The organism is Ruegeria sp. CRTD044 (assembly GCF_059613485.1).
In genome coordinates this window covers 287,145-311,785 of sequence record NZ_JBXWSP010000003.1, presented here as the reverse complement: position 1 = coordinate 311,785, position 24,641 = coordinate 287,145, and the positions used below count along the sequence as shown (strand labels likewise).

Sequence of the window (24,641 nt, the reverse complement as noted above, 5' to 3'; positions counted from 1 at the left end):
CCCGCCTATGCGCACCGCTATCTGACGACAAACTCGGCATGAAGAGCCCCGGCCGCTTTGATGGTTTTGAGGATGTCGATCATATCCCGCGGGGACACGCCCAACGAGTTCAGGCCGGCAACCACCTGCGACAGCGTCGTCGCTTCGGGTATCTCTGCCAACCCGGTGCCGGCGTCCTCTTCAATCCCTGCGATGGTTCGTGGAACAACAACGGTCTCCCCTCTGGCAAAGGGGTTGGGCTGAACGGCGATCGGAGATTCCTCTACCCGAAGTGTCAGGTTGCCTTGGGAAACCGCAACACGTGAGATTCGGACCTCCTGCCCCATGACGATCGTGCCGGAGCGCTGATCAACAACCACGCGAGCCTTGGTTTCGGGTTCAATCAGGATGTTTTCGATCCGGCCGATCGCATGCGCGGTGGAAGGAGCCCGCGTTTCCGGGATGCTCAATTCCACCGTGCCCGAGTCGCGCATGACCGCAACGGCGCGATTGAACTCGCGGTTGATGGCCGCTTCGATCCGACCGGCGGTTGTAAAGTCCGGCTCGCGCAGAGCCAACCGCAATTGGGAAAGACCTGACAGTTCAAAATCGATCTCCTGCTCGACCCGCGCCCCGGCGGGGATGACACCGGATGTCGGCACCCCCTGAACAACCGATGCAGCGTCGCCCTCGGCGACTGCACCACCTGCCAGAACTGTGCCCTGCGCAACTGCATAGATCTGCCCATCTGCGGCATTCAAGGGTGTCATGACGAGGGTGCCGCCCAGCAGGCTTTTGGAATCTCCGATCGCCGAAACGGTCACATCGATCTGCCCACCAACCCGCGCAAAGGGCGGAAGGGTGGCGGTGACAAGAACGGCGGCGACATTCTTGGGGCGAAAGTCCTCGCCAGTGACGTTTACGCCCAACCGTTCAAGTATGTTCGACATGATTTCTTCGGTGAACGGGGAATTGCGCAACCCGTCACCGGTTCCGTTCAGTCCAACGACAAGGCCATATCCCACCAGATCATTGCCGCGTACACCGTCAAAATTCACCAGATCCTTGAGCCGAACAGCCCCGGAAACCGCCACCGAAGGCAGCATGATCAGAAGTAAGGCCAGAAGTCTCATCTCAGGAAATTCACCAATGATAGGGCCGAATTGCGGACGGTGACCGAATAGAGGCTTTCAAGCTGGAACTGCACGGTCTGCAGGTGTGCCGCAGTTTCGTAGGGATCGGCGGCGACAAGTTCGTTGCGCGCGTATTCAAAACTGGTCCTGGCCGCCGCATTTCGTGTTTCGGCCTGTTCGATGCGGGCTTGCGCCGCTCCGATCTGAGCGCGCATCGTCACGACGTCATCCTTGGTGTTGGCCAGAGCCACGCCCAGATCGGTGAACAAGGCAGTTTGCAGGTCTGGTGGCCATCCCAGCGCGCCCTCCGTTGCCAGCGCCGCAAGCGCGACATCGCGCAATCCATCCCGAAGTTTCGGATCATTGGACGTGAACTGCATGTTCACCCGCTCGGTTTCCGAAATCTGCATAGGTGCGAGGGTCGTGTTGGAACCGTTGTACATGACCGCCTCAAACCCGGCAGGATCATTGAACCAATCTTCGGCCGCCTGGCGAATATCGTTCAGGGTTGTCAGCCCCGCCAATTCGGTTCGCAGAGCAGCCAGTAGCGTGTCCGTCGACTGCAGCGGGGAGGCATCCGTGGCGGTTCCCGCGAACAAGCTGCGGCCACCGACCCGCGTGTTCAATGAAGAAATCATCGTGTCCAGTTCGTTGCGCGCCTGAGCCGAGGCCTGAGCATGCGATGTTGCTTGGTTGGATGTCCCAAACGCGAGCAGAGAAGCCGAAACCTCGCCAATCGAGGTTTCAAACGTCTCGAGGCTGATCTGAGTGGCATCAGCAAACAGATTTGCCTCAGCGGTCGCCGTAGAGAAGGCGTCCAGCTGTGCAATTTTTCGATCCAGGTCCAGCAGATGCGAGTAATCGCCACTGAGACGCCCAGAAATGTCAGCGGTTTGACCCGTAGACATCTCATAGGACAGGGTTTCGATCTGCGTTTTGATCTCGGTGCTGCGCGCGCGCAAGGTCAGACCGCGGGCCAGATCACCAATCGAGTTCAAGGTCATGGTTACATCCTCAGCAGCAAATCCATCAATTCGTCGACAACAGTGATGATCCGCGCATTGGCGGCATAGGCCTGTTCAATCTGCATCATGCGCTGCAATTCGGTGTCACTGTCCACGCCCTGCTCGGCCACTAATTGTTCCATTTGGAGTTGCGCGTTGGATGCGTAGCTTTGGCGCGATTGAGCTGTATGGGCAGCTGTGCCTGCTTTGGACAAAAGCGCCGCCGACACCTCACTGGCCCGCAGGGTCCCAGTGCCGAAAGCCGGGGCAGGGCGTGGCGTGGTCAATACGGCGCCAAAAGCCTGCAGCTGGGTTGCCTCGCCGGGGTCGTTGGGTGCAACGGCCCCCAACCCCGCGCGCAATTTCCAACTTTCGCCGCCGGCATCAGGATCGACAATAGGGTTGAGCTCAAGACGGGACGCGAGCCCCGCCGGCGCCGTGGCATCGAAACGGGCACCGGCATCGGTGAACAAGCCCGGATCAGTCGGCATCGCGGTCGGGTCCATGCCGGCAGTTTCGAACCGTTCGATGAGATCGCGGGCGACTGCATCCAGGTCCTCATGTGCGTCGATGGCCAACACGTCGCGAATGTCAAACTGGGCTGCTAGAGCGCCGCCGCGGATTTGTGCGGAATCACCGGATGTGCGGACTGGCCGTCCGTTGAGTTCGAGCCCGGACAGCAGTCCGTTTCCTACGGTCATGCGCGGTTTGGTCTCACCGGTGACCGAGAACGCGAACTCTGCGGCTGATCCTTCCAAAAGTATCAGCCCACCGTCGGAATACAGTGAGACGCGGTTGTTGTCGCGCGCCACGACATTGACCGGAACCAGCTGGTTGACTTGGTCAATGAGAACCTGGCGTTGATCCAGCAACCCATTGATATCGCCGCCTGCGTTCTCAACAGCCGGGATCTCGGCATTCAATGCTGCGATATCTTTCAGGGTCGTATTCAGTGTTTCGACATACGTCCCGATTGTTCGGTCCGCGTCAGAACGCATCTTGCTGAGGCCGTCGGACGCCTTATTCAGATCGGCAACCAGATCCCCAGCTGCGCGCGCCGCCAGATCTAGACGCTCGACCGAGCCGGGATTGCTTGCGGCCGTGATCAAGCTGTTCTCGAATGCGCCCAAAGATACCGCGATCGATCTGCCGTCATCGGGGGTACCGACCAATGCTTCGAATTGCGAGTAAAATTCCGAGATTGCCGAGGCCGCCGCGTTATCCGCTGTTGCCGCGCGCAGGTTCGCCATCAGAACAGGGTCTTGATGGCGGGTGATTCCCACGACCCTGACGCCGTTGCCGGAAATAGAGTTGGTGGTCAGCTCCAACGTCCGCTTGGCGTAGCCGGGCGTCAGCGCATTGGCTATGTTGCCCGAGACGACGGCGGCGCCGCGGCTTGCCGCGCCCAACCCACCCAGCGCGTTATTCAGGGCCGTTGACATGTTCATGAGGCCGTTCCTTTCCGCTTTGCAGGTTCAGATCAGCGCTTGATGTTGGTTGTTTCCTGCAACATCTCGTCGACTGTCTGGATCACCTTTGCGCTTGACGAATAGGCGCGCTGGGTTTGGATCATCGACGTCAGTTCAGTCGCAACGTCGGTCGTCGATTCTTCGCGCGCGAAGGAAATCAATTCTCCCGTCGGACCTTCGCCGGCATCCCACAGGAAATAAGTTCCACTGTCGCGTGACGGCGCATATGTCTGGCTGTCGAGTGCGGTCAGCCCATTCGGGTTGGGGACGTCCGCCAGCGGTATCTGGTACATCCGACGGGTAACACCCGTGTCATACAGCGCGTAGACGTATCCGTTTTCATCGACCTGAACGCTGGACATGGTTCCGACTGCAGATCCGTCCCGGGTGATCGAAACCGGCGCAAACGTGTCAGAAAGTTGAGTGATTCCGTCGCTGTCACCGACCAGGCCGATATTGACCTCCATCGGGCCGCCGGCGACGTTGACGACAAAGCTGCCCGTGGTCGGATCATATGTGCCGCCGGACACGGTGGTCACACTGGCAAGGGTACCACCTGCCGTTCTGCTGTCCGTAAATGTCAGCGTATATTCACCGATCACGGTTCCGCCCGAAGCGGAATCGCGCAAGATCATCGTCCATTCGTTGCTGGACCCGGTGGCCGGCACCGTCGGGATAAGTTCGATATCGACATTCTCGGGTTTGCCCAAATTGTCGAAATATTCGACGGACAAGGGCTGCGTGTCACCAGGTGCGCCGGTATCGGTGGCCGTGGCGGGCAGGTTCATGCGCAGATTCATCGCGGTGGTCGGCGAGCCGGACAGTTGATTGACGCTGAGTTGAACCGGCTGCAACGCTGCGGGTGTGTCGCGCGAAACGTTGGGAATGGACCCATCGGCGTTGGCGGGCCAGCCCAGCAGCACAAGTCCGGACTCGGTAACCAGATATCCTTCCGCATTGGTTCGGAAGGATCCGGTGGTGGTCAGAAGCATTTCGTTTGAATCGGTGCCGATCTGGGAACTTGGGCGAACCGGCAGCATGCCCCGGCCGCGCACGGCCAGGTCGGTTGAGTTGTTGGTGGTAACCAGCGAGCCGCGCTGATCGATCAGACGTTGACTGGTGGTCCGGACTCCGCCCGCCGAATAGCTTCCGCCCTGGCCCGACGTCACCATCGAATGAAAATCCGTCTCAACCCGCTTGTAACCGTAGGTCGAAGAGTTGGCGATATTGTCCGATATGGTCGCCAACCTGTTCGCGTTGGCCTTCAGGCTGGCCACACCGGCATTCAGCGAAGAGGAAATTGTCATCGGCACGCCCTTCTGTTGCGTCAATCGTTCCTGCAACAGCTAACGCGCTGGGCCTTAACAGCGCGCTAACAAGTAAAATGCCAGATATCCTCCAATCTCAGGGATTGCGCAGAAACACGATCTCGATCCGGTTGTTGCGGGCTGCCATCGGGTTTTTCACCGCCAGCTTGCGATCGGCATGACCCGTGACCCGTTCAAGCCGTTTGGCGCCGACCCCCTTGTCCTGAAGCATCTGCCGTACCACCTGCGCGCGCGAAGTCGACAGGTCCCACGACGGATTTCTGGCCAGAACCACCGGAGAGGAATGAACGTGACCCTCGACCGAGATGGAATTCGTCACCATGTCCGATGAACGTGCAACCAGCAGAACTAGTGCACGCATCATTGGGGTTGGAGAATCGGAACCTCCCTCGAACAGCGGCTCATCTTCGGTATCGAACAGTTCGACAATCAGCCCCTCGTCCGTCACCCGAGTGACAATATGCTTCAGGGCCTTTTTGGACACCATGCTTTCGCCGGACCGCCCCAGCAGTCGCGCCTCGAGCGACGAAAAGTCTTCGAACGCGCCGCGCCCGCCGCCATCGGCATCCACACCGGTCGATCCCCGTGCGCGTTTGGCCTCGGTCGGGTTCTTGTTCGTCGCTCCCGAGCCGTCCATCACCATGGTTTTTTCCGAGAACATATTGTCGCCCCCAAAGGCCCCGTCGCCCCCGCCGGAAACGGGATTGATCGGAATTGTCGGAGAGAAGTAGTCCGCCAAACCCTTGCGTTGCTTTTCGGTCGTTGCGTTCAGCAGCCACATCAACATGAAGAACGCCATCATGGCCGTCACGAAGTCCGCATAAGCGACCTTCCAGGCGCCGCCGTGATGGCCATCGCCACCCGAAACGCGCTTCTTCTTGATGATGATCGGCGCCGCATTTGATTGCGCACCCATCTAAACCACCCTTTTTCACCCACCCATTGGATTAGCAGTGCGGGGATTAAGGGCGGCTTAATATATAAAACTGTTCAGACCTTTCCCGACCCGCTCATTGGGTCATCGCGGCGCTGGCCCGACGCAGGATGACCGAAAGGCGGTTGAAACTGTTCTGGATTCCGTCCGGATCGAGTTTGCCGAAAAAGCCGTCAAGCTCGTCATGGATGCGAACCGCCTGATCCAGGAGGGGGTCAGTGCCCGGCGTGTACAGACCCGCCTTGATCATCACTTCCGACTGCTCATAGCTTCCGACCAGCCGGCGGGCTTCAGCGATCAGCTTGTTTTCCTCGGGTGTCGCCGCAGCCGGTAAAGAGCGCGAAACCGACCGGCTGAGCGCGATGGCTGGAAAGCGCCCTCGCTCGGCGATCTCGCGACTTAGCACGATATGCCCGTCAAGAACGCCGCGCAGAATGTCGGCCACCGGTTCATCCATGTCCGAACCCGCGACCAGAACACTGAACACGGCGGTTATGTCGCCCTGATCGGCGGTTCCCGGACCGGCGCGTTCACAAAGGCCGGCGATCATAGGTGTAACCGAAGGTGGAAAGCCCCGCAGGGACGGGGCCTCACCCATGGCTACGGCGATCTCGCGATGCGCCTCGGCGAACCGGGTGACCGAGTCGCATAGGAACAGAACGCTCAGACCCTGATCCCGCAAAAACTCGGCCGCTGTCATTGCAGACCAGGCGCAGCGCCGCCGGGCCAGTGCTGATTGGTCGGACGTGGCCGCAACCACGATCGAGCGCCTCAGACCTTCGGCGCCCAACGCGGTCTCGACGAATTCATTCACCTCGCGCCCGCGTTCGCCTACCAGCGCGACGACCACGGCATCGGCTTGCATGGATCTGGCCAGCGTTGCCAGCAAACTTGATTTTCCCACACCCGACCCCGCAAAGAGACCGACACGCTGCCCCTGGACGATCGGAAGCAGGGTGTTCAAAATCGCCAACCCGGTGGGCATACGGTCTCCCAGCGGTTTGCGGTCGACGGCCCGGGGTGGCGCGGACATGACGTTGCGGGCCTGCGCCCCGGGCAGAAGCGGTTTGCCGTCTAGCGGTTTGCCGAACGGATCGACCACGCGACCAAGCCAATGCAAACCGGGTGCAAAAACCGGAGTCGGCTCAAGATAGACCCGGTCTCCCAAGCGCACGCCGTCAGGGGCTGTGCCAGGCAGCATGTGAACAGCGCCGGCCTCGACCTGCAGCACTTCGCCAGCCAACGGTTGGTCGTGGCGTCGCTGCAAAATCAGATGGTCGCCGATGCGCGCTTGTTCCGCCAGCCCTTCGACTTCGATCACCCCACCGGAAACACCCGCGACCAGACCCATATGCCGCACCGGAGAAAGCCGTTCGAACTGGCACTTCAGAATCGAGGGATCGAGGTCGGACATGGCGTCGGCTCCAATTGGTTTCTGAAAACGGTTTCTAAAGGAATCGGGGTTAAGCCTTGATTGAAATTGATCGAGGGAGAAGCCCCGATGTTCTCGGACCTGAACGTCTTTAAAGTTGCGTACGCCCTGGCAACCCATGCCGGACAACGGCAGGCCGTCATCTCGCGCAACATGGCCAATGCGGATACGCCCGGCTACCGGGCTCGCGATATTGAGCCTTTCGCGGAAGCCTTTGAAAAATCCAGTGCCACCAGCGCAATGAGCGCGACCCGCGAAGGTCATCTGAACGGTGTCGGGCCGGGCGGCATGACTTGGGCCGAACATATGCGCGGCGGCGCCGTCGATCCCAATGGCAATGGTGTTTCGCTTGAAGAAGAAATGCTGAATGCGGTCGAGGTCAAGCGACAGCATGACCGCGCGCTGGCCATCTACAAATCCTCGATCGGGATCCTGCGCACCGGTCTGGGCAAGGCGTGAGGAGGCCGTCATGAGCGATTTCTCCAAATCCCTGGCCGTCACCGCCAGCGCGCTGCGGGCGGAAGCCGCGCGCCTGCGCCATGTTTCGGAAAACATCTCGAACGCGGATACTCCGGGTTACCGGCGCAAATCGGTTCCTTTCGAGACGGTGCAAAAAGACGGCACTGAATTGGTTCAGGCCGGTCGGGTCAGGCTGGACCGGCGGGCGTTGCCCCGGATCTATGATCCCAGTCACCCGATGGCGGATGCCAGCGGGTATTACGCAGGGTCCAATGTCGATCTGATGGTCGAGATCGCCGACGCGCGTGAAGCGCAACGCAGTTACGAAGCAAACCTCAAGATGTTCGACCAGACCCGACAAATGTCGGCCAGCCTCATGGAATTGTTGAGAAAATAAAGGAAAGCCAGAATGGATATCCGATCGATCACCGCGGCTCAGAGCTATGCGCATGCCCGCCCGGCCACCCAACCGGATCCGGAATCAAGTGACGCGGCACAAGGGCTGCGCACAACCTTTCAGGACTTTGCGGCAACCCTGAAACACAGCGAAGAGGTCGCCAATGCCGCCATGATTGGCCAGGCCGACCCACATGCCCTCGTGCAGGCACTGGCCCAGACCGAACTTGCTGTCGAAACAGCGGTTGTCGTGCGCAACAAGGTCGTTGAGGCCTACCAGGAAATTCTGCGGATGCCGGTCTGAACGATGCTCAGCGAAGGTCTGTTCTATGACGTCGTGCGTCAGGCCCTGTGGATTGCCGTAATCACATCAGTTCCGATTCTGACGGTTGCGCTGGTCACGGGTTTGGCCGTGGGCTTGTTCCAGGCCCTGACGTCCATCCAAGAGATGACCCTGACCTTCGTTCCCAAGTTGGTGGCCATTGTTATCGTGTTCTGGGTCTCGATGGGGTTCATGACCCAGACGCTGGTCACATTCTTCACCTCGACACTGGTTCCGCTGATTGCAGGAGGCCGCTGATGGATACAGCCTACGTCACCTTGTCCCGTCAAACCGGGCTGATGAACGAAATGCGTCTGGTCGCGAACAATATCGCCAATGCGCACACGACGGGTTACCGGCAGCAGGGTTTGGTGTTTTCCGAGTTTGTGCGGGACCTTCCCGGCAGCCCCTCTCTGTCCATGAGCCGCGCTCAGGCGCGCAACACGTCTTTTACGCAAGGCGTGCTGACGGAAACCGGTGGGCAATTCGATTTTGCAATCGAAGGCAGTGGATTTTTCTTGGTTGAAACTCCGTCCGGCAACCGTCTGACCCGGGCGGGAAGCTTTTCACCGGACGCCAATGGCGATCTGGTTACGATGGATGGGCACCGCGTACTGGACAGCAACGGGGCCCCAGTCTTCATTCCACCGGACGCAGCAACCATTGATGTGGGCGGCGACGGGACGCTCAGCGTGAATGGACAGGCTTTGGGGCAGATCGGGGTGGTTCAGCCCGCGGAAGGCACCGAGTTGGTGCGGGAAGGCAGCACCCTGTTCAATCCGGAAGGCGAGGTCGAGCCGGTCGAGCGGCCGGTGGTTCTCAACCGGTTTCTGGAGGGTTCGAACGTCAACGCCATCGGCCAGGTGGCCCGACTGATCGAAATCCAGCGTGCCTACGAGCTGGGTCAGAGTTTTCTGGACGCCGAAGATGAAAGGGTCCGCGGCGCCGTGAAGACCCTGATGCGCTGATCTGAAACTGCAGGAGAAACCGAAATGCGAGCCCTGAAAATTGCCGCGACCGGAATGGCGGCGCAACAAATGCGGGTCGAGACGATCTCGAACAACCTGGCGAACATGTCGACCACGGGCTACAACGCCCGGCGGGCTGAATTTGCGGATCTGCACTATCAGCAGATGGCTCGCGCCGGCACGGTGAACGCCGCGGACGGGACTGTCCTGCCGACGGGAATACAGCTTGGTCTGGGTGTTCGTCCTGCAGCCGTGACCGTCGAGTTGGCCCAAGGCGCGTTGTCCGCGACGGGCAGTGACCTGGACATTGCGATCGAAGGGCGCGGGTATCTCGAGGTGGTGCTGCCAAACGGTCAGTCGGCCTATACCCGTGACGGCAGTCTGAAGCGATCAGCCGAAGGCCTCATCGTCACGTCGGACGGGTTTGCGGTCGCCCCCGAAATCACTATCCCGGACGACGCGCGGTCGATTTCCATCAACGCGTCCGGCGAGGTCTACGCCTATTTTGACGACACCGCGGAAGGGCAACTGCTGGGGGAATTCACGCTGGCCAGCTTTTCCAATGCCAAGGGCCTCGAGGCCATCGGCAGCAACCTGTTCAAGGAAACCGAGGCTTCAGGCGCACCGATCGTGGGCACCCCAGGCGAGGACGGGCTCGGAATGCTGCGTCAAGGCTATTTGGAAGACAGCTCGGTTGATGCGGTACGTGAGGTGACCGATCTGATCGAGGCGCAGCGCGCTTATGAAATGAATGCCAAGGTGATTTCGGCCGTCGACCAGATGATGGGCGCGACGACACAGGTACGCTGATGCGGGTCGTGGGCTTCATATCCCTGTGGCTTCTTCCGGTTGCCGCCTTCGCTGACATAGTCGTGCCGACCAGAACGATCCGGGCCAAGGAGATCATTGAATCCGCTGATCTTCAGGTGAAATCCGGTGAGGCGCCCGGCGCGGTAAATGATCCTGCAGACCTGATCGGGAAGGAAGCCAAAACCGCTTTGTATCCCGGTCGGCCAATTCTGAAGGCAAGTGTCGGCCCTCCCGCTCTGGTCGATCGAAACGATCTGGTGACGCTTGTCTTCGTGAAAGGTGGACTGTCCATCGCGGTCGAAGGGCGTGCGCTGGGCCGCGGAGCGGCCGGAGATCGCATCCGCGTCATGAACCTGTCGTCACGAACGACGGTAACCGGAAAAATCCGTCCCGACGGCCAAATCGAGGTGTTTTGATCATGAAACTGTCCAGATCCCTGTTGCTGGCCATCCTGTCCCTTTCCGCCTGCGGGCGTTTGGACCATCTGGGCAAACCGCCCAGCCTGTCGCCAACTACGGAAACTCCGGAACACGTGGCGATGTTGTGGCCGGGTTTGCCGTTGCACACTCAATCCCAGCGCGCGGTGGACCGCGCGTCTCTGTGGAGTGGGGGTCAGCAGTCTCTGCTGGGCGATCAGCGCGCCATCAAGAAGGGCGATATTCTGACTGTCGTGATCGAGCTGGATGAAAAGGCCGAAATCTCGAACGATACAAACCGGTCGCGCGGCAGCTCGGAAGATCTCAAGGTTCCCGGCCTCTTGGGATTGCCCCAGCGCGCAGCGAAACACCTGCCTGATGGTGCGTCACTGGACGAGGCGGTTTCGATCGATTCCGCGTCGGTCAGCAAGGGCAAGGGGTCGGTGAAACGCAAGGAAAAGCTGACGCTGCGCGTCGCCGCAACGGTGATCGATGTCCTGCCGAACGGCGTCCTGTCGATTTCAGGAACACAGGAACTGAGGGTGAATTTCGAACTTCGCGAGCTGCTGGTGTCTGGTTATGTGCGTCCGCAGGACATCTCGCGCCAGAACGAGATTACCTATGACAAGATCGCGTCTGCACGGGTGTCCTATGGCGGCCGCGGCCAGATCACGGATGTTCAGCAGCCACGATACGGGCAACAGGTGCTAGACGCGCTGTTGCCATTCTAAGGTGTTCAAATGATGAAGAAACTGCTCCCCGTTCTCTTTTTGATTGCAGGTCTCGGAGCCGGCGCTGCGGCTGGGCTTTTTTTGACACCGGGATCAGCGGATACCGAGGCCGATGCCAAAGCGCCGGAGCGCCACGTCGAGGAGACAACAGACAAGGCGAACAAAACCTCCGGCCACAGTGAGACGTCCGGCAAGGCCGGTCCCTATGAGTATCTCAAGTTGACCAAACAGTTCGTCGTTCCGGTCGTCGAAGAAAACGAAATCTCTGCTCTGGTGACCATGTCGCTGAGCCTGGAAACCCGGCCGGGCATCTCGGAGGAGTTCTACGAAATCGAACCGAAACTGCGGGACGGGTTTCTTCAAGTTCTGTTTGATCACGCGAATATTGGTGGGTTCGACGGCGAATTCACGCAATCGGACAATCTTAAGGTGCTGCGAAGGTCTCTGTTGGAGGTTGCCCGAAAGGACCTTGGCGATGACGTGTCCCGTGTTTTGATCATGAGCGTAAGCCGCCAGGACACCTGACGCCAAAGGTCGGGCTTCAGCTTTCGGTTTACTGGTTCATCAGTTTCCTGGCGCGTGCAATGCGCAGCGCGGTTTCTTGATCGCGCTGCAACGACTCAACCGCTTGCTTGCGGCCGAATGCTCGGCGAAGGCCCTCCATCATTGCCAGTTTCCGGGATCTGACGCGCGCCAATTCAGTGTTGAGGTCACGCCGGGTTCTGGACTCCCACCCGTGCCACAAGACGTCCGCGCCGGCGATCTGGTACCCAGGGGTTTGCGCGGCGTCCGACGCCGTTTGGGCGACCTGAGCGTTCAGCGCGCTGATCTGTGCCTGAATGCGGCGTTCGGCCTCAAGTATCGGTTTCAGTTTCTGAAACTCTCGTTCGAAAGAAGCCGCCGTGACCGCCGCTAGATCCCTTAGCTTCGCGCGCGTCATCCGACCGCTCCCTTCGCGCGTTTTCGCATGGCTTCGGCAAATCGGATGGCCGCAGCGACCGGGCGATACAGGTCTTCCGTTATCTCCTTTCCGATCTCGACGGTCGCATGCAGGGCCCGCGCCGTCGGCGGATCCGAGTGAATCGGAACTCCTGACTCCATCGCCGTTCGGCGGATTGTCGCGGCAACTTCGTCAACGCCCTTTGCGACGCAGACGGGTGCTGTTCCACGGGCGCGGGTCCATTTCAATGCCACCGCAAAATGGGTGGGATTGACGATGACCACATCGGCCTTTGGCACCTCGGCCATCATCTGGTTGGTCGCAATTTCTTGCGCGCGCTGGCGTCTTTGCTGTTTGACATGCGGATCGCCTTCCGAGTCTTTCGTCTCGTCCTGCAGTTCTTTGCGCGACATTCGATTTTTGCGCATGTGCTCGGAATACTGCCACAGGTAGTCGATGACCCCGATGGCCAGCGTGACGGCGACGACGATGAACAGGAACCGAAACAGAAGGTTCATCATCAGCGGGATAGAGGCTCGTACGGGGCTGGCTGCAGCGGTCAGGATGTCCGCCAGGTTGGATTTCAAAAACACGGCAAGGCATATGCTGTAGATCACCAGCTTGATGAAGCTTTTGAAGAACTCAAAAAGCCCGGCACGGCCGAACTTGTTCTTGGCATTGGATGGGATCGAAATGCGTGACGTCTTCGGCGTCAGCTTGCTTGGGGCAAACACCAGGGCGCGCTGCGCCAGCAAATTCAACAAGACAAGCGCCGCTGGAACCGCCAACAGAATGCCTGCGGAAACGGCAACCTTTTTCATCAGCCCGCCGACGGGCGCAGCCGCGCTGCCAGACGCCAACAACAGTGAAAGTTCCGGGGCCTGATCAATCAGGACCATCAGGGATGATCCCAAATGTTCGGTCGAAAACTGCCCGACCGCCAAAAGAGCGATTGTCAGGCCGGAATAGGCGGCAACGGCGGACAGGTCATTTGATTTGACGACCTCACCCTTTTCCCGAGCCTTCTGCAGTTTCTGTGGTGTCGCCTCGAAGGACTTGTCAGTGTCGTCGTCCGTGCTGCTCATTCCGGTGCTCCGATCGGATCAAGCAAGTACTGGAACAGGACGTCAGACCAGACCGCAAGGATGATCGGCGCTCCCGCGAACAAAAGGAACAATCCGGCAAAGGTGATCGCCGGCGCGCCCACAAAAGCGACCATCAGTTGAGGCATGGCCCGGTTGATGACACCCAGGGCCAGGTTGTAGATCAATGATGCAATGACAAACGGCATGGCCAGTCCAAAGGCCAATGCAAAGCTGCGCGATACCTGCGACACCCCCCAACGGGAAAGATCGGTCGCTGTCGGGGCGGCACCCACCGGGAATAGTGAATAGCTGTCGATCAGGAATTGGGCCGCCCGGATGTGAACGCCCATCAGTGTGGCAAGGGCCAACCCGGACAGGGTCAAAAAATGTCCCATCGCCGGGGCCGGATCGGCAGCCGCGCCACCCAGGATCTGCGACAACGACGTGGCTTGCGCGGCCATCGACCCGGCGGTTTGCAGGGCGAGCACAAGTAGCCGAAGTCCGATCCCGAGGGTCAGGCCGATCAGGATTTCGGTCAGTACCAATTGAACCAGCGGCATCAGGCCCCCGTCGGGCACGGCAATGGAAACCGACGGCGCGACGACCAGCGTGAATACCATTGCGACCCCCAGCTTTACGCGGGTTGGAATGCTGCGCTCTCCGAAAGCTGGCAGCAGGGAAACCAGCGCTGAAACCCTGAGAAAAACCGCAAACGAGGACCACAGCACGCCCCCCAGCTGAGCCAGCAAGTCCGGCGGCAGCCCAATCACGCCGGCACCGTTCCAACCAAGGCCGGCCGCGCTTCGAGCCCGATTTCTTCGAACGACAGGACAGGATTCGAAATTCCCCGCGCGTGTATGATAGTACGCAGCAACCTGCGCCGCCGCGTCGAGGTTACCAACGCCGGGAACACGCCCTGATCCGCGCTGCGTGTTATCGTCGTGACGATTCCATCGGCCAATTTGTTGAACAGATTGGGAGGCAGCGCCACATCCAATGCAGCATTCGGAGTGTCGATCTGGTAGGTGGAGAAGGTCTCCTCCCATTCCGGCGCCAGCTGGATCAGGGGGATCGAGCCGTCGCCGCGCTTCAGGTCCGCCACCAACTGGAAGCCCAGTCGCTGGCGCACGATCTCGCAGATCGCCTCAGGCTGTGTCGTGGTCATCCGCGCCTCGGCCACGCTTTCAAGGATCAGCGCCATGTTGCGGATCGAAACCCGTTCTTCGAGCAGCAGCCTCAAAACCGCATGCAGGGTGTCAATCGGAACTTTGTCGGGGATCAGCTCGTCCAGCAGCTTTCGGTTCGCCTCGGCCCGGACCGGGTCGCTGAGGCGGGTCATCTCGGACAGGAGCCGACGCAGGGATTTTAGGGTCAGCAGGCGCGGGAAGTTCTGCTTGATGATTTCCAGCAAATGGGTGGCCAGAATCTCGGGCGGGGTGACGATGGTTGCGCCGCTCAGCGCGGCGGCCTCTTGATCCTTGGGCAGGATCCATCGGGCGGGCGCGCCGTAGACGGGTTCGGTGACGTCATTGCCTTCCGGCAACAGGTCCAGCCCGTCCTGCACCAGCGCCAGGATCAGGTCGGGGTGAAGCACCCCCCGGGCCTGTTCGACGCCCTGAACACGAATGACGTAAGTGCCCGTCGGCAAGTCGGCCCGGTCTGTCAGTCGGATCTCCGGCAGGATCAGTCCAAAGCTCGACGCCACGTAGGTCCGCATGTTGGCGATCCGGGCGTCCAATCCGGTGCCAGGGTTCAACACCATACTGACCAGATCCGGGGCAAATTCGAGGTGAACGTCGTCGAGGTCAAGGACGTCTCCGATGCCTTGTGATGCCTTGGGCTCGGCGTCCGAAGCCGGCATCTGTGCCGCCTCTGTGGCAGCTGATTGCTTTTTGTGAACAACGAAGGCCGCATAGCCCAGGATCACGCCACCGAGAATGAATGGCAGAAAAGGCAACCCGGGCACCAGCGCAAACAGCACCATCAGGATCGCAACGGTTGCCAGCGCAGCCGGATGCCGCCCCAGTTGCGAGAACAAGGCGGTGTCGGTTGCACCCTGCGTGCCACCGCGGGCCAGCAACAGGGCGGATGCGATGGAGATGATGACAGCCGGTATCTGCGTGACCAACCCGTCACCAACAGTCAGGATCGCATAGGTTTCAAACGCCGAGGCGACCGGCATACTGTGCACGATCACCCCCATGATCAACCCCATCACCAGGTTGAGCAGGGTAATCAGCAGCCCTGCAATTGCATCGCCCTTGACGAATTTGGATGCCCCGTCCAGCGACCCGAAAAAGGTGGTTTCCTGTTGCTCAAGCTCGCGCCGTTCCTTGGCTTGCTGATGGTCGATGGCGCCGGCAGACATGTCGCTGTCGATGGCAAGCTGTTTGCCCGGCATTCCGTCAAGGGCAAAGCGGGCCCCGACTTCGGCCATGCGCGCCGCACCTTTGGTGATCACCATGAAGTTCACGATCAGCAGCACACCGAATACCACGAGGCCCAGGAAGATGCTGCCGCTCATGACGAATTGGGCAAAGCCCTCGATGACGTCACCGGCCGCGTTCGGCCCGGTATGACCCTGCCCGATGATCAGCTTGGTCGACGACACGTTGAGCGACAGGCGCAGCATCAGCGAGGCCAGCAGGATCGTTGGAAAGGACGAGAAATCCAGCGGCCGCTCGATGAACAGGATCAGGGTGAAAATCAGGATGGCCAGTGCGAACGAGGCCGCAAGGCCAATGTCCAGTACCCAGGATGGCATTGGTAGGATCATCATGACGATCACCGTCATCAAGGCCAACGCCAGTAAAACGGTGGGTGAAAACAGGGATCGGGCGTCAAGCTTTGGCACGCGTCACTCCTGATCAAACGCGATGAAGGCGGCAGCAGCGGCTGAGGCGGGAACCAATGAGCCCAAGCGGCCCGGCCCGGTTCGGCCACGACCGGGCGGGATCAAAGGCGCGGCCGCCCGTGAAAACGGATCGCGCCCCGTGTGTCTCGGTTGCGCCGACGGTACGCCGTCGAGATTGGCCAGGATGGTTTCAAACCGGTCCGTATAAGCCTGTGCAAGGCCCGGCGTACGCGAGTGATAGGCGCCAACCGCATGCCTCCACGAACCCTGTTCGGCATGGAGCGTCTTCAGGAACTGCGCCGCGTAGGCGGCGTTCTGGTCCGGGTCAAACATAGCGTCTATGGACCGGAAGGCTTTGCCATGCCAGCGGTAGTTGATCTGGAAACAGCCAATATCAAAACTGCGGGCACCCGCTTTGAACACGTCGAAGACAAAGGCTTTGGCCTCGGTCTCGGTAGCGAACCAGTACCCTTTGCCCTCGACATTGACGGTCCAGGGCCAGGGTGTCAGGCGGCCCTTCATCGTGCGCCCGGTCTCGGTTCGGGTGACGGCCAACAGGATATCCTGCGGCACACCTTCGGCCATTGCCGCCCGTCTCGCGGCCCGGTCGCAGACATCTATCGCGTGGCCATCCGACCATGCCATGGCAGCAGGCGCGGCGGCGGCCAGCCAAACGGCGATCGAGATGAAAAACTTGAGCTCTGGCATTCTGCCGGTCCGGGGATTCTTAAGTCCGGGCCAAGCTAGCCAGTTTTGGGTTTACAGAGGGTTATCGGGACCTCAGCCCCGATCGATGCGGCGGCCGAACACCACGCTGGTGTTGGTCCGCAGCACGCCCGGGATCGCCGCAAGCTCATCAACCAGAATATCCAGATCCTCGATCCGCGGCGCTTCGGCGGACAGCAACAGATCGAATTCTCCATTGATCGACAGGCACAGCTTGACCTCTGGATAGGTTTCGAGCCGCTTGATGATGCGGGCGGTTTCTTTCTGCTGTACCTCCAGCAGGACAACGACCTGGACCTTGGGCGTGTCCTCGGCCTGACGCAGGATCACTGAATATCCGGCGATCACACCGTTTCTCTCCATCCGGCTGATACGTTCATGCACCGTAGTCCGCGCCACCCCGAGCGTTGCCGCGATATGGGTGGTCGAGGCGCGCGCGTTGTGTTGCAGCGCGGCAATGATGCGGCGATCAAGCTGGTCCATCGATGCTCCGTGTTCCGAAGGGATGGTTCGGGTGTATGCCAGTTTGGCGCCTGCGCTCAAGGCTGATGCGGGTAACGGGGGTGAAGGTCGTCGATGATGATCGGGTGTGCGTGCTCTGCCGATCCCGACAGGTGCGGATGGTCGATCGGCAGGTCCGGATGCTGGTGGATGACCGCTCCCGGCTCGGCGCGAGGCCATGCCAACAAGGCTCCGACCAGACCGCACAGCGACAGAACGGTCAACAAAGCCATTGCTACGGTCGCACCGAACGCTGTCATGACCCATCCGGCCAGCGGGTAGAGAACCAACCAGCAGGCATGCGACAGGGTGAACTGGGCGGCGAATACGGCCGGGCGGTCTTCGGCATGGGCCGAACGGGTCAGCAGGCGCCCCGATGGGGTTAGGGTCGCCGAGTATCCGAAGCCGACCAGTGCCCAGATTGCGGACAGCCCGGCAAGGCTCATGGGTACAGCTGCAGACAGGATTGCAGCAAACGCCAAGGCCGCTGTGGCAATCGTCGCACCCGTCAGCATCACTTTGCGGTCCTCGGACCGCCGCAAAACCGCCGGCAAGGCAAATGCCGCCAGCATTGACCCGCTGCCGAATCCGGCCAGCGCGATGGCCACGGCACTATCGGACAGCCCCAGGCTTGCACGCACGATGACGACGGTATTGACCAAGACCATCGCGCTGAGTGCTGCGGCGCTCCAGCTCAAAGCCAGCAATCCCCGCAGGCGTGGTGTGGCCAGATAGATCCGCAGGCCGCGGGTCGTGCGGTCGAAGATCCCGCGCGGCCGGACGGGCGTGGGTGAGGGAAGGGCAACCGACATGACCAACAAGGCCGAGGCGACAAAGCCGAGGCTTGTCCCCAGAAACAGGCTGTCGAAGCTGACGAAGACAAGCAGGAACGCGGCCAGCATCGGGCTCACCAGACTTTCCAGATCATAGGCCAGGCGCGACAGCGACAGCGCCTTGGTATAATCCTGCTGGTCGGTCAGAACGTCTGGTATCGTGGCCTGAAACGCCGGGGTGAACCCGGCTGAGGCAGATTGCAGAACGAAGATCAGAACGTAGACCTGCCAGATGTCGGTCACGAACGGCAGGCACAGCGCCACTGCGGCGCGGATGAGGTCCAGCGTCACAAGCAGTTTTCGCCGGTTTAGCCGTTCCGCAATGGCCGCCGCCACCGGTGCGACCGTAACATAGGCAACCATCTTTATCGTCAGTGCCGTACCCAGAACCAGGGCCGCAGAGCTTCCGGCCAGATCGTAGGCCAGAAGCCCCAGGGCCACCGTGGCAAGACCGGTGCCCGTCAAGGCCACGATTTGCGCCGCAAGCAGGTGACGATAGACCCGGTTTTGCAAAACGCTCAGCATCACAGGTACTTGGTGATGGTCTTGAAGGCGTCGACCGAGTCGGCGTCGCCCGAAGCCAGGCAATGGTCGACATGATCATGGATCATTGTCCGCTTGGCATTCGTGATCGCCTTTTCCACGGCGAAAAGCTGCTGAGCGATATCCGGACAGGGCTCTTGGTCGTCCAGCATGGCGATGACCTTGGCCAGATGCCCATGTGCGCGTTTCAGGCGCGCGATGATCTGCGGGTATGTTGAATGCTTGTGAAGGTTCATGTATTAACCCTATCCTCCCCATGGGGATGCATCAAGCCGGCCGGAGATCAATCGTGGCATCGGTCCGGATGGCGTTGAGTTTGCAGGCCAAACACCCTATTTCGGGGACGATACCGAACGAAGGAAGCACGTGTGGCGAACCATCTGTACAAGAACGACCTGCCCGATGGGCTGGATCTGGGCCCGATCGTGGCCATTGATTGTGAGACCATGGGTCTCAACCCGCACCGGGATCGCCTGTGCGTGATTCAGATGTCCGGGGGTGACGGCGATTGCCATATCGTGCAGGTCAAAAAGGGCCAAACCTCGGCGCCGAACCTGAGTGCCATGCTGGAAAACCCGGATGTGCTGAAGCTGTTTCATTTCGGGCGGTTCGACATTGCCGCGATGTATCATGCCTTCGGGGCGTTGGCCGCTCCGGTGTATTGCACCAAGATCGCCAGCCGCCTTGTGCGCACCTATACCGATCGTCATGGTCTCAAGAACCTGTGTCAGGAGTTGCTGGGCGTCGATATCTCGAAACAGCAACAGATGAGCGACTGGGGTGCCGAGACCCTGACCGAGGCCCAACTGGATTATGCGGCCTCCGACGTCCTGTATCTGCACCGTCTGCGTGATGCCTTGAACGCGCGTCTGGAGCGTGAAGGGCGCACCGAAATGGCGCAGGCCTGTTTTGACTTCCTGCCGATGCGTGCCAGACTGGATCTGGCCGGATGGCCTGAAACGGATATTTTTGCGCACTCATGACAGACAATGAATCCTTTCTGAAGGTTGCCCGTCAGGTAATCACCGACGAAGCCCGGGCGTTGGATGTTTTGGCCGACAGCCTTGACGACCGGTTTGCCGAAGCCGTTCAGCTGATCCTGCAGGCCACAGGGCGGATCATCATCAGCGGCATCGGCAAGTCGGGACACATCGGCCACAAGATCGCCGCAACCCTGGCCAGCACCGGCACGCCGGCCTATTTCGTTCATCCGGCCGAGGCCAGCCACGGCGATCTGGGGATGGTGTCGAAAGGAGACGTGGTTCTGGCGATCTCCAATTCGGGCGAGGCGCCGGAACTGGCCAATCTTCTGGCCTTCACTCGCCGGTTCGGCATTCCGTTGATCGGCCTGTCCAGCAAGCCCGAAAGCTCGTTGATGAAACAGGCGGACGTTCATTTGCTGATCCCCTCTCTTGGCGAGGCCTGCGGTTATGGGATGGTGCCGTCGATTTCGACCACGCTGACACTGGCCATGGGTGATGCGCTGGCGATTGCACTGATGAAATATCGTGACTTCAAGCCAGAAGATTTCCGCGCCTTCCATCCGGGCGGCAAACTGGGCGCGCAGCTGAGCGCAGTACGCGATCTGATGCACAGTGGCGATGCGGTGCCGCTTGTCTCTGCCGATACACCCATGAGCGACGCGTTGATCGAGATCAGCCAGAAAGGCTTTGGCGTGGTCGGGGTGACGGACGCGGATGGCAAGCTTGCCGGCATCATCACCGACGGCGACCTGCGGCGCCACATGGAGGGGCTGCTGGACAATACAGCCGCTCAGGTCATGACACGCAATCCGACCACGATCGCACCGGATTCTCTGGCCGAAGAAGCCGTGGCGATCATGAACGCGCGCAAGATCACCTCGTTGTTCGTGGTCGACCCCGAACAGCCGGGATTGGCGCAGGGCCTTCTGCATATTCACGATTGCCTGCGCGTCGGGCTGGGCTGACAGGAGGCGCAGGTGGACCGCTATTCCCGAATGGTGCAGTTCCTGAAGGTTCTGTTGCCGCTGGCGGCGATTCTGCTGCTGTCCACGGTATTCCTGCTGTCGCGCAGCATCGAAACCAACGTCTCGGGTCCGTTCACCCAGCAGGATATCGACGAACGGCTTGAGGGGCAGCTTGTGACCCGCCCGAACTATCGCGGGACCACCCGCAAGGGCGAAGATGTCCAGGTCGAGGCGGTACGGGCCAGCCAGGGAACTGCCGACAGCGATCCAAGAGCAACGGAATTCCGTGGCCGGTTCGGCCTGCTGAACGGTGGGGTGATCACGCTGGATTCCAACTCGGGGTCGATCCGACCGGACAAGGCGACGGCCACCTTCACCGGGGACGTGGTGATCACCACCACGGACGGTATACGGGTGACGACAGACCTGTTGAATACTTCATTGGACGAGATCCGGGGCGATACGCCAGGTCAGGTGCAGGGAACGGGGCCAATCGGCAATTTCTCGGCCGGGCGGATGACATTTGGCGCTGAAAAAGAGGGTGGACCGGTCCATATTCTTTTTACAGATGGCGTTAAGCTGTTATATGAGCCGAAAAAAGCCGAAAGATAGACTGTGTTTGATTTTCGTTTCGTCCTCGTTTGTTTCGCCTTGGCCGCGGGTTCGGTGCCAGCGTCCGCGCAGGAAGCGCAGGTGGCCTTTGGGTCGGTGAAGGCCGATCCCAGTCTGCCGGTCGAAGTGACATCCGAGACACTGAACGTAAATCAAGAGGACGGTTCGGCCGAGTTTCTTGGCAACGTCATTGTCGTTCAGGGCGAAATGCGCCTGTCCGCCGGTCGCGTGTTGGTGATCTACAACCAGGATCGGTCGGGGATCGAACGCATGGAGGCGTCGGAAAACGTCGTGCTTGTCAGCCCGCCGGATGCCGCCGAGGGGGACTGGGCGGAATACACCATCGACTCGGGTGTGATCGTGATGAAGGGCAATGTTCTGCTGACGCAGGGGCCCAGCACGATCAGCGGCGACCAGATGATTGCGAACATGACAAGCGGAACCGCGACCATGTCGGGGCGGGTCAAGACGATCCTTCAGCAGGGCGGCAATTGATGGCGGGCCCGCAACTGTCCGTTGCCGAAGGATCTCAGGGTCTGAAGATTCAGAAACTGCGCAAATCCTATCGCAAAAAGACCGTGATCCGGGACGTGTCGATGACACTGGACCGGTCCGAGGTCGTTGCGTTGCTAGGGCCGAACGGCTCGGGCAAGACGACCACGTTCTATTCCGTTGCCGGGCTGGTGTTCCCCGAGGCCGGAACGGTCACGTTGGACGGTCAGAATGTGACCACGCTGCCGATGTATCGCCGGGCGCGCATGGGCATCGGGTATCTGCCGCAGGAAATGTCGATCTTTCGCGGCTTGAGTGTCGAGGACAATATCTCGGCCGTGCTCGACATTGCGGTGAAGCATGTGCACCGCCGCAAGGAACGTCTGGAAGAGCTGCTCTCGGACTTTTCGATCGAGCATTTGCGGCGGGCGCCTGCACTTGCATTGTCGGGCGGTGAGCGCCGTCGCGTCGAGATAGCCCGCTGTCTGGCCGCCGACCCCAAATACCTGCTGCTGGACGAGCCGTTTGCCGGCGTCGACCCGATCAGCGTGGGCGATATCCGGCATCTGGTGGCGGCTCTGAAAAAGCGTGGAATCGGCGTACTGATCACCGACCACAACGTGCGGGAAACGCTGGAAATTGTGGACCGCGCCTACATCCTGCACGACGGCCAGGTGCTGATGTCCGGATCGCCCGACGAGGTGGTGGAAAACGAAAATGTCCGCCGCGTGTATCTGGGTGAAAATTTCAAGATTTCATAGACTTAGTTGTCATTGCGCCAGGCGCATGACAGAATTCGCGTATATACACTCCTGTTTTGATTGACTCTTCTGCCGCCTCTTGGCTCAATTGGGACATGGCATTTTCGCGGTTCCAGACTGGATCTCGATCTCCCTTCTCCGAAGGGCCTTACCGAGGACAACCGCGAAACATGTCTCTACCCCCCACCCGATAAAAACAAGCATGTCACCCGACGTGACGTCATAATGGGTGTGAATTGTGAAGGAGATCACATGCGTTACCAAATCAGCGGCAAACAGATCGACATTGGTGCAGCCTTGCAGACACACGTGCAGGACGCATTGGGCGAGGTCGTGAGCAAATATGCCCAGCGACCGACGGATGCCAACGTCGTCTTTTCCCGTTCAGCGCATGAGTATGTGTGCGAAACCACCATACATATGTCCACGGGCCTGACAGCCCAGGCCAAGGCACATGCAACCGAAATCTATGCAGCATTCGAGGCGTGCTGTGAAAAGATGGAGAAACAGCTGCGTCGCTACAAGCGTCGCCTCAAGGACCACCATCGTGAACGGGCTCAGCCGGTTGAACTCTTCGGAGCGTCATCTTATATCCTCGCCTCGAACGAATCGGACGTGGCCGACGAACCCGACTCATTGCAGCCCATCATCGTGGCTGAGATGGAAACCAAGATCCCATCGTTGAGTGTCGGCGAAGCTGTCATGCAAATGGAATTGGCCGGCGCCCCGGTGCTGGTGTTCAGGAATGAAAACAAGGACGGATTGAACGTCGTGTATCGCCGGGATGACGGCAATATCGGCTGGATCGATCCGTAACAGGCAAGAATTGGGCGGGGCCCCCGGATTCTGGGGGCGTCGCCGTGGAGCAAAACATGGATTTGTCGAGCATACTGAAGCCCGAGGCGGTGCGCGTGCTATCTGCAGCGTCCAGCAAAAAGCGGTTGTTTCAGGAAATCGGTGACGTTGCCGCGGGCGCACTCGGACTTGATCCGCAGACTATCGTAGACTGCCTGCTGGAGCGGGAAAGCCTTGGGCCGACCGGCGTTGGCCATGGTGTTGCCCTGCCACACGCCCGTTTGTCCGAGATCGACTCGGTTGCCGGCGTGTTCGTCATGCTGGAAAAGCCCATCGACTTCGGATCGGTCGACCGTCAGCCCGTGGATCTGGCCTTTGCACTGTTCGCCCCGGAAGACGCCGGTGTCGAGCATCTCAAGGCCTTGGCGCTGGTATCGCGCACGCTGCGCGACAGCGCGGTCTGCTCGAAGCTTCGGGCCAACCCGGATCCGGTCAAGCTGTATGCGATCCTGACCACAGCCCAGTCCATGCAAGCTGCCTGAGACCTGTTAGAAAGAAAAAAGCCCCCGGTTTTCGGGGGCTTTTTTTGTCTGGGCCATGCTTAACCGCCAGTTCCCATCTCGAGCGTCCACCAGATCTTCCCGCCGTTTTCCTGATGCCATGCAAACCCCATCTGGGTTGCTTGCGGGTCCATGATCACCGATCGCGGACCCGGTTCCTGCATCCACGCGGCCAGGGTTTCGGTTTCGGTCTCGTAGGTCTCGGAAATCGCTTCACCCAGGAAACGGCCCGCATAACCGGCACGGGCCACCCGATCGAGTGGCGAAGATCCGTCCGAGCCGAAATGCCAGGGTCGGTTCTGCCGCGACATGTCCTTGGCGTGTGTCGCTGCCGCTGCGTTCAGCTGCGCGTTCAACTGCACCGACTGCAGTCCAGACGCCTGCCGAAGGGCGTTTACGGAATCAAGCATGCGGAACTGCAGTTTTTCGGGATTGCCCCGGATCTTGTAGGCTTTGGGCAGCGGGCGTCCATCCGCGCCAAGGGTTGAAGTGCCGCTCACGTCGGTACATGCCGCCAGTGCGACAAGGCAAATCAAGAGCAGGGAAAAAATGCGCGTCATGATGAGTCCGGTTTGCTTGTTTCCAATTGGCAATACCCTGCCAGCGGCCC

At 60.1% G+C, this 24,641-nt stretch carries 31 protein-coding genes; 16 read left to right on the top strand and 15 right to left on the bottom strand.

All coding sequences use genetic code 11. The features are described from left to right. Nucleotides 1-17 precede the first annotated feature (17 nt). The 6 genes from AC2FNL_RS02580 to AC2FNL_RS02555 all read right to left on the bottom strand — a co-directional run bounded on the left by AC2FNL_RS02580 (nucleotide 18) and on the right by AC2FNL_RS02555 (nucleotide 7,261). Complete coding sequence (locus AC2FNL_RS02580) at nucleotides 18-1,112, bottom strand: flagellar basal body P-ring protein FlgI (RefSeq protein ID WP_496832174.1); 1,095 nt, start codon at nucleotides 1,110-1,112, stop codon at nucleotides 18-20. Continuing rightward, complete coding sequence (locus tag AC2FNL_RS02575; protein ID WP_496832172.1) at nucleotides 1,109-2,116, bottom strand: flagellin; 1,008 nt, start codon at nucleotides 2,114-2,116, stop codon at nucleotides 1,109-1,111. The genes AC2FNL_RS02580 and AC2FNL_RS02575 overlap by 4 nt, the downstream gene beginning before the upstream one ends. Nucleotides 2,117-2,118: 2 nt before the next feature. Beyond that, nucleotides 2,119-3,558: a flagellar hook-associated protein FlgK gene (gene flgK / locus AC2FNL_RS02570; protein ID WP_496832269.1), complete on the bottom strand. Its 1,440-nt coding sequence runs from the start codon at nucleotides 3,556-3,558 to the stop codon at nucleotides 2,119-2,121. 38 nt (nucleotides 3,559-3,596) lie between these two features. Further along, nucleotides 3,597-4,892 carry a flagellar hook protein FlgE gene (locus AC2FNL_RS02565; protein ID WP_170369934.1) on the bottom strand — a complete coding sequence of 432 codons (1,296 nt, stop codon included), beginning with the start codon at nucleotides 4,890-4,892 and terminating at the stop codon, nucleotides 3,597-3,599. 97 nt (nucleotides 4,893-4,989) lie between these two features. Beyond that, entirely contained in the window at nucleotides 4,990-5,829 is an 840-nt protein-coding gene (locus AC2FNL_RS02560; RefSeq protein ID WP_496832170.1) for a flagellar motor protein MotB, read from the bottom strand. A gap of 94 nt (nucleotides 5,830-5,923) precedes the next feature. After that, a complete protein-coding gene (locus tag AC2FNL_RS02555) occupies nucleotides 5,924-7,261 on the bottom strand; it encodes a FliI/YscN family ATPase (RefSeq protein WP_496832168.1) in 1,338 nt (445 codons plus the stop codon). A gap of 87 nt (nucleotides 7,262-7,348) precedes the next feature. Here AC2FNL_RS02555 and AC2FNL_RS02550 point away from each other — a divergent pair, with 87 nt between their 5' ends. Genes AC2FNL_RS02550 through AC2FNL_RS02510 form a run of 9 tightly spaced genes read left to right on the top strand, consistent with a single transcriptional unit; the run spans nucleotide 7,349 to nucleotide 11,906 of the window. Next, the gene (locus AC2FNL_RS02550; protein ID WP_170359880.1) at nucleotides 7,349-7,738 is read left to right on the top strand and encodes a FlgB family protein; all 390 of its coding nucleotides are present in this window, start codon (nucleotides 7,349-7,351) and stop codon (nucleotides 7,736-7,738) included. 10 nt (nucleotides 7,739-7,748) lie between these two features. Then, nucleotides 7,749-8,135 (top strand): flagellar basal body rod protein FlgC, encoded by a 387-nt coding sequence (flgC, locus tag AC2FNL_RS02545; protein ID WP_480633932.1) that lies wholly within the window; start codon nucleotides 7,749-7,751, stop codon nucleotides 8,133-8,135. Nucleotides 8,136-8,147: 12 nt separating this feature from the next. Then, nucleotides 8,148-8,438, top strand: coding sequence for a flagellar hook-basal body complex protein FliE (gene fliE / locus AC2FNL_RS02540; protein ID WP_170407017.1), 291 nt, complete (start codon nucleotides 8,148-8,150; stop codon nucleotides 8,436-8,438). A gap of 3 nt (nucleotides 8,439-8,441) precedes the next feature. Further along, the gene (locus AC2FNL_RS02535) at nucleotides 8,442-8,714 is read left to right on the top strand and encodes a flagellar biosynthetic protein FliQ (protein ID WP_093963653.1); all 273 of its coding nucleotides are present in this window, start codon (nucleotides 8,442-8,444) and stop codon (nucleotides 8,712-8,714) included. Then, nucleotides 8,714-9,424, top strand: a complete 711-nt coding sequence (locus AC2FNL_RS02530; RefSeq protein WP_496832165.1) for a flagellar hook-basal body complex protein — start codon at nucleotides 8,714-8,716, stop codon at nucleotides 9,422-9,424. The genes AC2FNL_RS02535 and AC2FNL_RS02530 overlap by 1 nt, the downstream gene beginning before the upstream one ends. A 24-nt stretch (nucleotides 9,425-9,448) precedes the next feature. Next, nucleotides 9,449-10,234 (top strand): flagellar basal-body rod protein FlgG, encoded by a 786-nt coding sequence (flgG, locus tag AC2FNL_RS02525; RefSeq protein ID WP_093963652.1) that lies wholly within the window; start codon nucleotides 9,449-9,451, stop codon nucleotides 10,232-10,234. After that, complete coding sequence (gene flgA, locus AC2FNL_RS02520) at nucleotides 10,234-10,650, top strand: flagellar basal body P-ring formation chaperone FlgA (RefSeq protein WP_170369929.1); 417 nt, start codon at nucleotides 10,234-10,236, stop codon at nucleotides 10,648-10,650. The genes flgG and flgA overlap by 1 nt, the downstream gene beginning before the upstream one ends. A 2-nt stretch (nucleotides 10,651-10,652) precedes the next feature. Beyond that, nucleotides 10,653-11,381, top strand: coding sequence for a flagellar basal body L-ring protein FlgH (gene flgH / locus AC2FNL_RS02515; protein ID WP_170369927.1), 729 nt, complete (start codon nucleotides 10,653-10,655; stop codon nucleotides 11,379-11,381). Between the two features lie 9 nt (nucleotides 11,382-11,390). Beyond that, nucleotides 11,391-11,906 carry a flagellar basal body-associated protein FliL gene (locus AC2FNL_RS02510; protein WP_496832162.1) on the top strand — a complete coding sequence of 172 codons (516 nt, stop codon included), beginning with the start codon at nucleotides 11,391-11,393 and terminating at the stop codon, nucleotides 11,904-11,906. Nucleotides 11,907-11,934: 28 nt separating this feature from the next. Here the strand turns inward: AC2FNL_RS02510 and AC2FNL_RS02505 are convergent, their stop codons facing one another. The 8 genes from AC2FNL_RS02505 to AC2FNL_RS02470 form a co-directional block, all read right to left on the bottom strand. Further along, nucleotides 11,935-12,321: a hypothetical protein gene (locus tag AC2FNL_RS02505; RefSeq protein ID WP_496832160.1), complete on the bottom strand. Its 387-nt coding sequence runs from the start codon at nucleotides 12,319-12,321 to the stop codon at nucleotides 11,935-11,937. Next, nucleotides 12,318-13,406, bottom strand: coding sequence for a flagellar type III secretion system protein FlhB (flhB, locus tag AC2FNL_RS02500; RefSeq protein WP_496832158.1), 1,089 nt, complete (start codon nucleotides 13,404-13,406; stop codon nucleotides 12,318-12,320). Before flhB ends, AC2FNL_RS02505 begins: the two co-directional genes overlap by 4 nt. Continuing rightward, nucleotides 13,403-14,176 (bottom strand): flagellar biosynthetic protein FliR, encoded by a 774-nt coding sequence (locus AC2FNL_RS02495; RefSeq protein WP_496832156.1) that lies wholly within the window; start codon nucleotides 14,174-14,176, stop codon nucleotides 13,403-13,405. Before AC2FNL_RS02495 ends, flhB begins: the two co-directional genes overlap by 4 nt. After that, complete coding sequence (gene flhA, locus AC2FNL_RS02490) at nucleotides 14,173-16,200, bottom strand: flagellar biosynthesis protein FlhA (RefSeq protein ID WP_496832267.1); 2,028 nt, start codon at nucleotides 16,198-16,200, stop codon at nucleotides 14,173-14,175. The genes AC2FNL_RS02495 and flhA overlap by 4 nt, the downstream gene beginning before the upstream one ends. A 63-nt stretch (nucleotides 16,201-16,263) precedes the next feature. Next, nucleotides 16,264-16,968, bottom strand: a complete 705-nt coding sequence (locus AC2FNL_RS02485; protein ID WP_496832154.1) for a transglycosylase SLT domain-containing protein — start codon at nucleotides 16,966-16,968, stop codon at nucleotides 16,264-16,266. A gap of 72 nt (nucleotides 16,969-17,040) precedes the next feature. Further along, the gene (locus AC2FNL_RS02480) at nucleotides 17,041-17,469 is read right to left on the bottom strand and encodes an Lrp/AsnC family transcriptional regulator (RefSeq protein ID WP_496832152.1); all 429 of its coding nucleotides are present in this window, start codon (nucleotides 17,467-17,469) and stop codon (nucleotides 17,041-17,043) included. A gap of 56 nt (nucleotides 17,470-17,525) precedes the next feature. Beyond that, a complete protein-coding gene (locus tag AC2FNL_RS02475; RefSeq protein ID WP_496832150.1) occupies nucleotides 17,526-18,845 on the bottom strand; it encodes an MFS transporter in 1,320 nt (439 codons plus the stop codon). Beyond that, entirely contained in the window at nucleotides 18,845-19,099 is a 255-nt protein-coding gene (locus tag AC2FNL_RS02470; RefSeq protein ID WP_496832148.1) for a metal-sensing transcriptional repressor, read from the bottom strand. Before AC2FNL_RS02470 ends, AC2FNL_RS02475 begins: the two co-directional genes overlap by 1 nt. Nucleotides 19,100-19,231: 132 nt before the next feature. Here AC2FNL_RS02470 and AC2FNL_RS02465 point away from each other — a divergent pair, with 132 nt between their 5' ends. From AC2FNL_RS02465 to ptsN, 7 genes are all read left to right on the top strand, one after another. Further along, nucleotides 19,232-19,846, top strand: a complete 615-nt coding sequence (locus AC2FNL_RS02465) for a ribonuclease D (RefSeq protein WP_496832146.1) — start codon at nucleotides 19,232-19,234, stop codon at nucleotides 19,844-19,846. Continuing rightward, complete coding sequence (locus tag AC2FNL_RS02460) at nucleotides 19,843-20,811, top strand: KpsF/GutQ family sugar-phosphate isomerase (RefSeq protein ID WP_170342439.1); 969 nt, start codon at nucleotides 19,843-19,845, stop codon at nucleotides 20,809-20,811. The genes AC2FNL_RS02465 and AC2FNL_RS02460 overlap by 4 nt, the downstream gene beginning before the upstream one ends. Before the next feature lie 12 nt (nucleotides 20,812-20,823). Next, the gene (gene lptC / locus AC2FNL_RS02455) at nucleotides 20,824-21,423 is read left to right on the top strand and encodes an LPS export ABC transporter periplasmic protein LptC (protein ID WP_093963640.1); all 600 of its coding nucleotides are present in this window, start codon (nucleotides 20,824-20,826) and stop codon (nucleotides 21,421-21,423) included. Between the two features lie 54 nt (nucleotides 21,424-21,477). After that, nucleotides 21,478-21,918 carry an LptA/OstA family protein gene (locus AC2FNL_RS02450; RefSeq protein ID WP_254920180.1) on the top strand — a complete coding sequence of 147 codons (441 nt, stop codon included), beginning with the start codon at nucleotides 21,478-21,480 and terminating at the stop codon, nucleotides 21,916-21,918. Then, nucleotides 21,918-22,676, top strand: a complete 759-nt coding sequence (gene lptB / locus AC2FNL_RS02445; protein WP_496832143.1) for an LPS export ABC transporter ATP-binding protein — start codon at nucleotides 21,918-21,920, stop codon at nucleotides 22,674-22,676. The genes AC2FNL_RS02450 and lptB overlap by 1 nt, the downstream gene beginning before the upstream one ends. Nucleotides 22,677-22,928: 252 nt before the next feature. Next, complete coding sequence (gene hpf, locus AC2FNL_RS02440) at nucleotides 22,929-23,492, top strand: ribosome hibernation-promoting factor, HPF/YfiA family (protein ID WP_170342438.1); 564 nt, start codon at nucleotides 22,929-22,931, stop codon at nucleotides 23,490-23,492. A gap of 56 nt (nucleotides 23,493-23,548) precedes the next feature. Further along, nucleotides 23,549-24,013 (top strand): PTS IIA-like nitrogen regulatory protein PtsN, encoded by a 465-nt coding sequence (gene ptsN, locus AC2FNL_RS02435; RefSeq protein ID WP_093963782.1) that lies wholly within the window; start codon nucleotides 23,549-23,551, stop codon nucleotides 24,011-24,013. 59 nt (nucleotides 24,014-24,072) lie between these two features. On the opposite strand, the gene dalA is transcribed toward ptsN, so the two are convergent. Next, nucleotides 24,073-24,591 carry a divisome-associated lipoprotein DalA gene (gene dalA / locus AC2FNL_RS02430; protein ID WP_093963636.1) on the bottom strand — a complete coding sequence of 173 codons (519 nt, stop codon included), beginning with the start codon at nucleotides 24,589-24,591 and terminating at the stop codon, nucleotides 24,073-24,075. Nucleotides 24,592-24,641: the final 50 nt, after the last annotated feature.